Genomic DNA, 12354 nt, shown 5'->3' with positions numbered 1-12354 from the left:
GCGAGCACGCCGTGGCGCATCACAGCCCTGCTGTCGTTGCCACGCTCGGCCTTTATTGCAAGGTAGGGGTACAACCGAAAACGGCGCAGTTGATCGAGCTGTACTTGCCGGACCTGGGCATACATCGGTGCTATTCACGCCAATCGGTGCTGGATTACGCCCTGCAGGCACGCCAGGCCTGGCAGGCCTATCGGTGCCGCCCTGACGCGCATACGTTTCGCGCCTTGAGAGGTCAGGCAGGTGACCATCTGGTCAAATGCGCAGTCGGTGAAACCCTGCTGCACCTGGGGCACGGATTCAACCAGGGCATGAAGATCGGCGTGCGCTCGCAGATTCCCATCGGCGCGGGCATGGGCAGCTCGGCCGCCTTGGCGGTCTCCATACCGGCAGCGATCATCAGTCACTTCACACGCCAAGCCGAAGTCGCGCAGGTGCAGCATCTGGCCCGCCAGATCGAGCAACGCCAGCATGGCCTGCCATCCGGCGTCGACCATCGGACCATTGTCCACGGCGGCGTAGCGAGCTTCATGCCCGCAGCAGGCGATGACTTGCAGCTCTGTCCCCTTCGCGACGCGGGTGCCGTGTTGAACGAGCTGCGGCTCTATAACACCGGTACCGCCAACGAAAGTACCGGGGCTGTAGTGACTGCCGTGAGCAAAACCCTGCAGGACGAACACAACCCCCTGCTTCAATCGATGCGCCAGACCACCCTGGCGTTCATGGCGCTGCTGCAGGCTCCGCGCGTTGATCGCGCTCGTTTGTGTGCACTCATTCGTGACTATCAACGTGCCCTTGAAGCCCTCGGCGTCGTGCCTGGCCCCGTTCAGGCGTTGATCAGGGAAATCGAAAAAACCGGTGGCGCGGCGAAGATCTCCGGTGCCGGTGCGCTTTCAGGATCGAGCGCAGGCCTGCTGCTGGTGCTCGCCCCCCTCACTGCCGCCCCGCTGCTCAAGGGCCTGAGCGCAATCGAGGCCCCCCTCGCGGTCGAGGGCCTCTGTGTGCAACGACCATGAGCAAGATCAGTGTGTCCTCTCCCAGCAACATTGCCTTGATCAAGTATTGGGGCATGAGCGACGCCAAACGCACACTGCCCGCCAACAGGTCGCTGTCGATGACCCTGAGCCGCTGTGTCAGCCTCTGCACCCTGGAAACCCTGGGCGATTCGAGCCCTGACGAAATCTACTGGTGCGGTGCAGACGGCATACTCGAACCCGCTGACCCAATCATGCGCCTGGGCATCGAGCAGCATGTGCGACGACTTCGACAGTGCAGTGATTTCTGGCAACCGCTGCGTATCGCGACCACCAACACCTTTCCAACCAGCGCGGGGATCGCCTCCTCCGCTTCGGGGTTCTCTGCGTTGGCATTGGCGTTTGCCTCGCTGTCCGGTCAGCTACCGTCAACCGACCGGCTCAGCGGGCTGGCGCGCCTTTCCGGCTCAGGATCCGCGGCCCGATCGGTACTCGGCGGTTTCGTCACATGGCCCGGTGATGCCGACGATCCACAGAGCGCGGCCCGGCAACTGGCATCCGCCGCTCATTGGCCACTGCACGACATCATTGCGGTAGTCGACGGCTCAGCGAAAACAACCAGCTCGAGGATCGGTCATCAGCGCGCCGTGAGCAGCCCTTTCTACCAGAGGCGCCAGCAACTGCTGGTGGAACGCTTCAGAAACCTCCAGCACGCCATCCTGGCCCGTGATTTTGCGCGTGTTGCCGACATTGTCGAGTGCGAGGCCATCGAGCTTCACCTGATCGCCATGTCATCCGTCCCGCCGCTGTTCTATTGGCAACCGGCAACCCTCTCGGTGTTCTACCGGGTTCAACAACTTCGACGTGACGGCCTCGATGCCTGTACGACCTTCGATGCCGGCCCGAACGCCCATGTGCTCTGCACGCCCGAGCATTATCCCGAGGTCCTTGCGGCAATTAGGGAGCTCGATGGCGTGCAACACATCATCCAGGATCGGATCGGCGAAGGCCCGCAGGTACTGACCCAGGCGCTTTTCTGACCCCTGGGCCTGCGCCGCAACATTCTCCCAAGTCGTTGACTGCAAAGACATTCGGTGGTCAGATGCGCGCCAGTTTCAGGTGTCCTGCGCCGCCGTGCGCAGGGTGAAACGGGAAGCCGGTGCGTCACATCAAGTGATCAGTCCGGCGCTGCCCCCGCAACGGTAAGCGAGCGAAGCCTTCGAAACACCACTGTGCCGCGGCATGGGAAGGTGAAGGCCTTCACGACCCTCGCAAGCCCGGAGACCGGCCTGAAGCTTCGTTTGGCAACCCCGCGGTGGGCGGGCGCAGGCCGGTTTGCGCTCGCCTGTGCGCGCGCGATTCCTCCATGCGTTGTTCCCTCCGGGATTCATTTCTTCCTGTTCAATGTGGAACGACATGTCCCGTAACTCCAAGCTTCACACCCTGGCAGCCAATGCCCTGGCGCCTTGCCTTGCATTGTCCCTGCCGACCTTCGCCCAAGACAGCGAGCCGACGCCCCTGGCCCTGCCCTCGACGGCCATCACCAGCAGCAGCGACACCTCGCCGATCAACCTGGCCACGCCCCTGCCGGCCGGCTCGCGCCTGAACCTCAGCGCCCTGGACACCCCGGCCAGTACCAGCAGCCTCAGCGCCGAGGTCATCGAAGGCCGCAACAACCTCACCGTGCAGGACGCCGTCAGCCGCTCGCCGGGCATTACCTCGATCGCCACGCCGGGCAACGGCAACACCGCCCTGTCGGCACGCGGCTTTACCGGACACGACTCGGTGATGACCCTGTTCGACGGCTCGCGGATGTACACCGGCGCCGGCACCCAGACCTTCCCGGTGGACCCGTGGATGGTCGAGCGCATCGACATCATCCGGGGACCGGCCTCGGTGCTCTACGGCGAAGGCGCCACCGGTGCGGTGGTCAACGTGATCCCGAAAAAGCCCTTCGCCGGCGAGATCAGCAACCACCTGCGCCTGGGCTACGGCAGCTACGATCGCCAGCAACTGGGCCTGGACAGCGGCGGTTCGCTGAGCGAGCGACTGAGCTACCGGCTGACCCTCGACCGCCAGCAAGGCAACGGCTGGGTTGACCGCGGCGACTCGCAGAACCTGGCCATGAGCGCCGCCCTGCGCTTCGATGCCAGCGACACGTTGAGCTTCACCCTGGCCCACGAACGCGGCGATGCCGAGCCGATGAACTACTTCGGCACGCCCTTGATCGACGGCCATTACCGCGACAGCGTGCGCAAGAAGAACTACAACGTGCGCAACGACGTGCAGCGCTACCACGACGAGTGGACGCGCCTGACCAGCGACTGGACCCTGAGCGATTCGCTCAGCGCCAGCAACCAGCTCTACTACATCAAGAGCCGCCGCCACTGGCGCAATGCCGAGGATTACACCTGGGACCCTGGGCAGGGCCTGCTCGAACGCGGCAGCTATCTTGAGATCAAGCACCACCAGGAACAGCTCGGCGACCGCCAGAGCTTCACCTTCGACCACTCGCTGTTCGGCCTTGCCAGCAAGACCGTGGTGGGTGCCGAGTACAACCGCATCCGCTTTGGCATCGACAGCAACTCGCCCTACACCGACATCGGTGGCGACTTCGTCGACCCGTGGAACCCGGCGCCTGGCGACTTCCACAGCCAGGACCCGACCCGCCCGCAAACCCACAGCACCACCCGTACCTTCGCCCTGTTCGCCGAGAACCGCACACAGCTGTCGCAGCGCTGGTCACTGGTGACCGGCATCCGCCGCGATCAGAACCACATCGACCGCACCGACCTGATCAATGACTCCCGCACCGACCGCAGCCTCGGCGGCGGCAACTGGCGCGCCGGGCTGGTGTTCGCGGTCACCGACGAGCTGTCGTTGTACGGCCAGTATTCCACCAGCGAAGACGGCGTCAGCGACCTGATCACCCTCAGCCCCGCCCAGCAGAATTTCGACCTGACCGAAGCGAAGCAGACCGAGTTCGGCCTCAAGCAGCTGTTCTGGGAGGGTCGTGGCGAATGGACCCTGGCGGCCTATCACATCGTCAAGAAGAAACTGCTGGTCGACAACCCCGTCACCCACCAGAAGGAGCAGGCCGGGCAACAGACCTCCGACGGCCTGGAAGCGACCCTGGAACTGGCCCTGGCCAACCAGTGGCAGGTCTCGGCCAACGCCTCGGTGGTGCGTGCCAGATACGACGACTTCGAGCAGACGGTGGGTGGTGAGTCGGTCTCCCGCGCCGGCAACCGGCCGAGCAACGTGCCACGGCGCACCGCCAACCTGTGGGTGAACAAGGGCCTGGGCCATGGCCTGGAGGCCGGCATGGGCCTGCGTTATGTCGATGAGCGTTATGCCGACACGGCCAATACCCAGACAGTGCCGGGCTTTACCGTGGTCGACGCCAACCTGGGCTGGCAGGTGCTACCTGATGTGCGGTTGGGGTTGCAGTTGAACAACCTGCTGGATCGCCGATATGCAGCGACGGCGCACAGTGGCGAGCAGTGGATCATGGGCGAGCCGCGGTCGTATCTTGCGACGCTGGATTACAGCTTCTGAAGTGATTGAGGGCTGCGTTGCAGTCATCGCCGGCGATGCCGGCTCCCACAGGATGGCGGCGTTTCTGTGGGAGCTGGCATCGCCAGCGATGAGGTCAGCCCAGATCCGGCAGACTGTACCGTTCGGCAAAGTACTGCCGGAAAAACTCCACCGCCACCCGCACCTTGGCCGAACTCGCCAGCGGCGAGGTGTACACCGCCCAGATATCCGCCGGCTGGTGATAGTCGCCCAGCACCTGGACCAGGCGCCCGTCTGCCAGGCTGTCGTGCACATCCCACCACGAGCGCAGCAAGATCCCGCGCCCATCCAGGCACCACTGGTGCGCCACTTCGCCGTGGTTGCTCGACAGGCTGCCGGTGACCCGCACGCTTTCCTCCCCCGCCGGGCCTTCCAGTTGCCAGACGCCGAAGGGGTGGTCGCGCTCCTTGATCACCAGGCAATCATGGCTGGCCAGGTCCGCCAGTACCTTGGGCGTGCCGCGCCGGGCCAGGTAGGCCGGCGCGGCGCACAGCACCCGGCGGTTGCGGGCCAGCGGCTTGGCGATCAGGTTCGAGGCGATGATGTTGCCCACGCGGATATCGAGGTCGACCCCTTCCTCGATCAGGTCCACCAGCCGGTCATGCACGTCCAGGCGAATATCCAGGCGCGGATACCGCTCGGCCAGCTCCGACAGCGCCGGGGCAACGAAGCGCCGCCCCAGCCCCAGGCTGCTGGCGATGCGCAGCTGCCCGGCCGGCTCGCGGTGCTGGGCGCTGATGTCGTCGCCCATGCGCTGCACCGCATCGAAGATCTGCTGGGCCCACTGATAGACCCGCTCGCCCTCCTCGCTCACCGTCACCCGTCGGGTGGTGCGGTGCAGCAGGCGCACGTCGAGGGTTTCTTCGAGCACGCGGATGCGCTTGCTGATAAAGGCCGCCGACATGCCCAGCTCGTCGGCCACGGCAGCGAAGCTGGCGCGCTTGGCCACCTGGATAAAGATATTGAGGTCGTCGAGGCTCGGTAGATTATTCACGGTTCGTGCACTAAGAATCTATGAATGGCGAGATTATCTCTGAATCAAGCCCTTATAGCATGGTCCGCACCTGTTCCCTAGACAACGAGTGCGCCCCCATGAGCAAGACTTTCAGAATCGCCGCCATCCCCGGAGACGGTATCGGCAACGAAGTGCTTCCCGAAGGTATCCGCGTGGTCGAGGCCGCCGCGCGCAAACATGGCCTGGACATCAGCTTCGAATTCTTCGAGTGGGCCAGCTGCGACTACTACCTGGCCCACGGCAAGATGATGCCCGACGACTGGTTCGAGCAGCTCAAGGACTTCGACGCCCTGTATTTCGGCGCGGTCGGCTGGCCGGACAAGGTCCCGGACCACATCTCCCTGTGGGGCTCGCTGCTCAAGTTCCGCCGCGACTTCGACCAGTACGTGAACATCCGCCCGGTACGCCTGTTCCCCGGCGTGCCATGCCCGCTGGCCGGCCGCGAGCCGGGCGACATCGACTTCGTGGTGATCCGCGAGAACACCGAAGGCGAATACTCGTCCCTGGGCGGGCGCATGTTCGAAGGCACCGATAACGAGTTCGTCCTGCAGGAGTCGGTATTCACCCGTCGTGGTGTCGACCGCATCCTCAAGTACGCCTTCGACGTGGCCCAGACCCGTGAGCGCAAGCACGTGACCTCGGCGACCAAGTCCAACGGCATGGCCGTGAGCATGCCCTACTGGGACGAGCGCACCGCCGCCATGGCTGCCAATTATCCGGAAATCAGCTGGGACAAGCAGCACATTGATATCCTCTGCGCCCGCTTCGTGCTGCAGCCGGACCGCTTCGACGTGGTGGTGGCCTCCAACCTGTTCGGCGACATCCTCTCGGACCTGGGCCCTGCCTGCGCCGGCACCATCGGCATCGCGCCGTCGGCCAACCTCAACCCGGAGCGCAAGTTCCCGTCGCTGTTCGAACCGGTCCACGGCTCGGCCCCGGACATCTACGGCAAGAACATCGCCAACCCGATCGCCATGATCTGGTCCGGCGCGCTGATGCTCGACTTCCTCGGCGACGACGGCGCCGACCCACGCTACCGCGCCGCCCACGACGACATCCTCAAGGCCATCGAGCAAGTCATCGCCGCAGGGCAGACCACCCGCGACATGGGTGGCCAGCAGTCCACCCAGCAAGTCGGCCAGGCGATCACCGCCCTGATCGAAGGTTGATGCCACGGGGCCGATTATCAGAATTGTCTGACAAATCGGCCCCGTCCCTCTTGCGAGCGGGTTGGATTGTATGCAAAATCTGTTAACCCAAAGATTCACGTTAACTAAAAGTTAACAGCCAAGGAAGGAGCAGTACCGCAACACCCCGGTTTGCCTGCCGGGTATAGATAAGTACGCCAACGTCCAGGAGACGATGATGTCGCACAAGAATAAAAAGATTGATGTGTTCCTGATCACCGTGAGCCTGATAGCCGTGCTGCTCACCGTGATCGGCCTTGCAGTGTTCCCGGCCCAGGCCGAAAACGCGGCCAACCAGTTGTTCGAACTGTCCACCCGTACCTTCGGCACCAGCGTCCAGGTGCTGGTGTTCGGCAGCTCCCTGGCCGTGCTGTACCTGGCATTGAGCAAATACGGCAACATCCGCCTGGGCAGTGGCAAACCCGAATACGCCACCGCCACCTGGGTGTTCATGTTCATCTGCGCCGGCATGGGTTCCTCGACCCTCTACTGGGGCGTGATGGAATGGGCCTACTACTACCAGACCCCGGGCCTGAACATCGCCGCCGCCACCCCCAAGGCGCTCGAGTACAGCGTCGGCTACTCGTTCTTCCACTGGGGCGTCAGCGCCTGGTCGATCTATGCCCTGGCTTCGCTGGCCATGGCCTACCACTTCCATGTCCGCAAGAAGAGCGGCCTGAACCTGGCTTCGATCGTCGAAGCGGTCACCGGCTTCAAGGCCACCGGCCCGGTTGGCCGTACGGTCGACTTGATCTTCCTGCTGACCATGATGGGCGCCCTGACCGTTTCCCTGGCCCTCACCGCCTCGACCCTGACCCGCGGCCTGCATGACCTGACCGGTACACCCGACACCTTCACCGTGCAACTGATGGTGATTGGCGCGGTGGCGATCATGTTCTCGCTCAGCTCCTACATCGGCATCGATGGCGGCCTGCAGCGCCTGAGCAAGATGGTCTGCATCGGCGCGCTGGTGTTTGCCGCCGTGGTACTGCTGGTCGGTCCGACCCAGTTCACCATCAACAACACCGCCAACTCCATTGGCCTGATGATCCAGAACTACGTGCACATGAGCCTGTTCACCGACCCGGCCGGCGACGGTGCCTTCACCCGCAACTGGACGGTGTTCTACTGGCTGTGGTGGGTTTCCTACGCACCGGGCGTGGCCATGTTCGTGACCCGCGTGTCGCGTGGCCGCCAGATCAAGGAAGTGGTGTTCGCCCTGCTGATGGGCGGCAGCTTCGGGTGCTGGTTCTTCTTCGGCGCCCTGGAAAGCTACAGCATGCACCAGTTCATCACCGGCGCGGTCGATGTGCCGAAGATGCTCAGCGAGCAAGGCGGCGAATCGGCGGTGACCCACCTGCTGCTGGCCCTGCCATGGGGTCAGGTGTTCCTTGGCGTGTACCTGTTCATCATGGCGATCTTCTGCGCCTCGCACATGGATGCCGCGGCCTATGCCGTCGCCGCCACCAGCACCCGCAATCTGAGTGAAGGCGACGACCCGACGCCGACCCACCGCCTGTTCTGGTGCGTGGTGCTGACCCTGGTGCCGCTGGCCATGCTGTTCGCCAAGGCCTCGCTGTCGACCATGAAAACCGCCGTGGTGCTGACCGCCATTCCGTTCATGGTGATCCTGCTGGTGAAGATCTACGGCTTCTTCAAATGGATGCTGCAGGATTACGGCCAGGTGCCGGCCTACAAGATCGAGGAAGAAGCGGCGCGACTGGCCGGGGAAGAACCGCAACACCAGGTGCCACGCAGCGCTGCCGCCGTGCACTGATAAGACTGCAGGAGCGGCCTTGTGCCGCGATGAAGCCGGCCAGTCTGGCCTCATCGCGGGGCAAGCCCGCTCCTACAGCAAGGCCAAATTTTTTTGCCTGATTTGTTAACTGATAGATACGCGTTAACCAACAAATAAAACCGAGCTTGTGAGAGAACCGATCATGAATGACTTCAAACGCCTGCCCGCCGACTTCTGCGCCAACGCCGACGAGGCGTTCACCATCCCGGCCAGCTTCTACACCCAGGCCTCGGTGTTCGAGCACGAGAAGGAAGCCATCTTCGCCCGCAGCTGGATCTGTGTCGGCCACCGCAGTGAAGTGGCCGAGAACAACGCCTACATCACCCGTGAAGTGATCGGCGAAAGCATCATCGTCGTGCGTGGCCGCGACAGCGTGCTGCGCGCCTTCTACAACGTCTGCCCGCACCGTGGCCACCAGCTGCTCGAAGGCAGCGGCAAGGCCAAGAACGTCATCACCTGCCCGTACCACGCCTGGACCTTCAAGCTCGATGGCGACCTGGCCCACGCCCGTAACTGCGACAACGTGGTGAACTTCGACAAGGAAAACTCCTCGCTGGTGCAACTGCGCGTCGAAGAGTACGCAGGCTTCATCTTCATCAACATGGACAGGGATGCCGGCTCCGTCGAAGACCAGCTGCCAGGCCTGCAAAAGCGCATGCGCGAAGCCTGCGCGGTGATCGACGACCTGCACCTGGCCGCGCGTTTTGTCAGCGACACCCCGGCCAACTGGAAGTCGATCGTCGACAACTACCTGGAGTGCTACCACTGCGCCCCGGCCCACCCGGGCTTCTCCGACTCGGTGGACGTCGGCCAGTACAGCCACAGCACCTACGGCAACTGGACCCTGCAATACGGTCTGGCCAAGCCGTCGGAGCAGTCGTTCAAATTCGATGAAAGCGTCAAGGACCCGTCCTTCGCCGGTTTCTGGGCCTGGCCTTGCACCATGTTCAACGTGCCGCCAGGAGGCAACTTCATGACCGTGATCTACGAGTTCCCGGTCGATGCCGAAACCACCCTGCAGCACTACGACATCTACTTCCTCAACAAGGACATCACCGAAGAGCAGCAGAAGTTGATCGACTGGTACCGCGAAGTGTTCCGCCCGGAAGACCTGCGTCTGGTCGAAAGCGTGCAGAAGGGTCTGAAGTCCCGCGGCTACCGTGGCCAGGGCCGGATCATGGCCGACCGTCAACGCAGCGGCATGAGCGAGCACGGCATCGCCCACTTCCACAACCTGATCGCCGTCGCCCACCTCGACGACTGATAACCCCCGCCGCAGGCCCACACGCCTGTGGCGGTCTTCGGAGTGCCTTGCATGCAACTCAATGACAATACCCTGCTGCGCCAGCAAGCCTACATCGACGGGCGCTGGTGCGATGCCGACGACGGCCGCAGCCTTGCAGTGACCGATCCGGCCAATGGCACGCTGCTGGGCCATGTGCCGCTGATGGGCGGCGCTGAAGCCGAACGCGCCATCGAAGCCGCCGAAGCGGCCCTGGCCGACTGGCGGGCGCGCACCGCCAAGGACCGCGCCCAGGTCCTGCGCCGCTGGTTCGAACTACTGCTCGAACACGAGCAGGACCTGGCCCGGCTGATGACCTTCGAACAGGGCAAGCCGCTGCACGAAGCCCTGGGCGAAATCCGCTATGCCGCCTCCTTCGTCGAGTGGTTCGCCGAGGAAGGCAAGCGCGTCTACGGCGATGTGATCCCCAGCCCCGCCAACGACAAGCGCTTGCTGGTGATCAAGCAAGGCATCGGCGTGTGCACCGCGATCACCCCGTGGAACTTCCCGGCGGCGATGATCACCCGCAAGGTCGCCCCGGCCCTGGCCGCCGGCTGCACCATGGTGGTCAAGCCAGCCAACGAAACCCCCTTCTGCGCCCTGGCCCTGGCCGAGCTTGCCGAACGTGCCGGCGTACCGGCCGGTGTGTTCAGCGTGGTCACCGGCGATGCGCCGGCCATCGGCGCGGTGTTCACCGCCCACCCGTCGGTGCGCAAGCTGAGCTTCACCGGCTCCACCCCGGTCGGCCGCCTGCTGATGGGCCAGTGCGCCAGCACCATCAAGAAGGTCAGCCTGGAACTGGGCGGCAACGCGCCGTTCATTGTCTTCGCCGACGCCGACATCGACGCCGCCGTGGAAGGCGCGCTGATCGCCAAGTACCGCAACGCCGGACAGACCTGCGTGTGCGTCAACCGCTTCTACATCCATGACAGCGTCTACGCCCGGTTCAGCGAACGCTTCGTCGAGCGCGTACGCGAGCTCGGCGTCGGCCATGGCAGCGCCGACGGCACGCAGATCGGCCCGCTGATCACCGACAAGGCCGTGGCCAAGGTGCGCAGCCTGATCGACGACGCCGTGGGCAAAGGCGCCGAGCTGGTGCTCGGCGGCCAGGCCCACGCCCTGGGCGGCAACTTCTTCGAGCCGACCGTGCTGGCCAATGTCGGCCCGGGCATGGAACTGCTGGACGAAGAGATCTTCGGCCCGGTGGCGGCGCTGGTGCGCTTTACCCGTGACGAAGAAGTCATCGCCCTGGCCAACGCCACCCAGTACGGTCTGGCGGCCTACTTCTACAGCCGCGATATCGCCCGGGTGTTCAAGGTCGCCGAGCAGCTGGAGTACGGCATGGTCGGCATCAACACCGGGCTGATCTCCAACGAGGTCGCGCCGTTCGGTGGCATCAAACAATCGGGCCTGGGCCGTGAAGGCTCCAAGTACGGCATCGAGGACTATCTGGAAATCAAATACCTGTGCCTTGCCGTCTGATCGAGCGCCAGGTTCCGGGACGCGGCAGGGCCTGCCGCGCGCCCTTGTAGTCGAGGTGAAACATGGCCAACAAATATGAAATGTTCAACGTGCGCGTCACCGACGTGCAACAGGCCACGCCGCTGATCAAGCGCTTTACCCTGGCCCGCGAAGATGGTGCGCCAATGCCCGCCTTCACCGGCGGCAGCCATGTGATCGTGCAGATGCAGGGCGCCGACGGCAGCCAGTTCAGCAACGCCTACTCGTTGATGAGCGACCCGCGCGACACCCGCAGCTACCAGGTCGGCGTGCGCCTGGAAGAGCAGTCCAAGGGCGGCTCGGCGTTCATGCACCAGCAGGTGGACGTGGGCACGCAACTGACCATCTCGACGCCGAACAACCTGTTCGCCCTGGACCCGAGTGCCGGTCGCCATGTACTGATCGCTGGCGGTATCGGCATCACCCCGTTCATGGCCCAGTTGCACGAGCTTGAAAACGGCACGACCGATTACGAGCTGCACTATGCCTTCCGAGCCCCGGAGCACGGCGCGTTCCAGGACCAACTGCAAAGCGGCCCCCATGCCGGCAACACCCGTTTCTACATCGACAGCCTCGACCGCAAGCTCGACCTCACCGCCCTGTGCGCAGGCCTGGCTGACGATGCCCACCTGTACGTCTGCGGTCCCAAGCCGCTGATCGACGCCGTGATCGCCACCGCCGCCCAGGCCGGCATTGCCGAGCAGCGCGTGCATTGGGAACAGTTCGCCGCCGCGCCCGTGACCGGCGCCGCGTTCACCGTGGTACTGGCGCGCTCAGGCACCGAGCTGCAGGTCGAAGAAGGCATGACCATTCTCCAGGCCATCGAGAAATCCAAGGCTGCCAAGGTCGAGTGCCTGTGCCGCGAAGGCGTGTGTGGCACCTGCGAGACAGCGATTCTCGAAGGCGAGGCCGAGCACTTTGACCAGTACCTGAGCGATGACGAGAAAGCGGCGCAGCAGAGCATGATGCTCTGTGTATCGCGGGCGCGTTCGGCGCGTCTGGTGTTGGATCTGTAACGGCCTCAT

9 protein-coding genes and 1 riboswitch are annotated in these 12354 nt (G+C 64.0%); of the genes, 8 read left to right on the top strand and 1 reads right to left on the bottom strand.

Annotation, left to right across the window (positions count from 1 at the left end; genetic code table 11):
• The first annotated feature begins 104 nt into the window (after positions 1-104).
• The 3 genes from ACIQUS_RS20990 (at position 105) to ACIQUS_RS20980 (ending at position 4529) form a co-directional block, all read left to right on the top strand.
• Positions 105-1013 carry a mevalonate kinase gene (locus ACIQUS_RS20990; protein ID WP_403050858.1) on the top strand — a complete coding sequence of 303 codons (909 nt, stop codon included), beginning with the start codon at positions 105-107 and terminating at the stop codon, positions 1011-1013.
• Positions 1010-2011, top strand: a complete 1002-nt coding sequence (gene mvaD / locus ACIQUS_RS20985) for a diphosphomevalonate decarboxylase (RefSeq protein ID WP_403050855.1) — start codon at positions 1010-1012, stop codon at positions 2009-2011. The genes ACIQUS_RS20990 and mvaD overlap by 4 nt, the downstream gene beginning before the upstream one ends.
• A gap of 60 nt (positions 2012-2071) precedes the next feature.
• Positions 2072-2279, top strand: a riboswitch (cobalamin riboswitch).
• A gap of 108 nt (positions 2280-2387) precedes the next feature.
• A complete protein-coding gene (locus ACIQUS_RS20980; RefSeq protein WP_403050852.1) occupies positions 2388-4529 on the top strand; it encodes a TonB-dependent receptor in 2142 nt (713 codons plus the stop codon).
• A 94-nt stretch (positions 4530-4623) separates the two neighbouring features.
• On the opposite strand, the gene ACIQUS_RS20975 is transcribed toward ACIQUS_RS20980, so the two are convergent.
• Positions 4624-5541 carry a LysR substrate-binding domain-containing protein gene (locus tag ACIQUS_RS20975; RefSeq protein ID WP_403050849.1) on the bottom strand — a complete coding sequence of 306 codons (918 nt, stop codon included), beginning with the start codon at positions 5539-5541 and terminating at the stop codon, positions 4624-4626.
• A 98-nt stretch (positions 5542-5639) separates the two neighbouring features.
• Here ACIQUS_RS20975 and ACIQUS_RS20970 point away from each other — a divergent pair, with 98 nt between their 5' ends.
• The 5 genes from ACIQUS_RS20970 (at position 5640) to ACIQUS_RS20950 (ending at position 12345) form a co-directional block, all read left to right on the top strand.
• On the top strand, positions 5640-6731 hold the full coding sequence (locus ACIQUS_RS20970; RefSeq protein WP_403050846.1) for a tartrate dehydrogenase: 1092 nt from the start codon (positions 5640-5642) through the stop codon (positions 6729-6731).
• Positions 6732-6927: 196 nt separating this feature from the next.
• A complete protein-coding gene (locus tag ACIQUS_RS20965) occupies positions 6928-8526 on the top strand; it encodes a BCCT family transporter (RefSeq protein WP_403050843.1) in 1599 nt (532 codons plus the stop codon).
• 163 nt (positions 8527-8689) lie between these two features.
• Positions 8690-9811 (top strand): aromatic ring-hydroxylating dioxygenase subunit alpha, encoded by a 1122-nt coding sequence (locus ACIQUS_RS20960; protein ID WP_403050840.1) that lies wholly within the window; start codon positions 8690-8692, stop codon positions 9809-9811.
• 51 nt (positions 9812-9862) lie between these two features.
• Complete coding sequence (locus ACIQUS_RS20955; protein ID WP_403050837.1) at positions 9863-11311, top strand: NAD-dependent succinate-semialdehyde dehydrogenase; 1449 nt, start codon at positions 9863-9865, stop codon at positions 11309-11311.
• Positions 11312-11373: 62 nt separating this feature from the next.
• Positions 11374-12345 carry a PDR/VanB family oxidoreductase gene (locus ACIQUS_RS20950; protein ID WP_403050834.1) on the top strand — a complete coding sequence of 324 codons (972 nt, stop codon included), beginning with the start codon at positions 11374-11376 and terminating at the stop codon, positions 12343-12345.
• Positions 12346-12354: the final 9 nt, after the last annotated feature.

Origin of the sequence: Pseudomonas sp. NPDC090755 (assembly GCF_044769005.1) — a bacterium.
Taxonomy (GTDB): domain Bacteria; phylum Pseudomonadota; class Gammaproteobacteria; order Pseudomonadales; family Pseudomonadaceae; genus Aquipseudomonas.
This window is presented reverse-complemented; position numbering and strand designations above follow the sequence as displayed.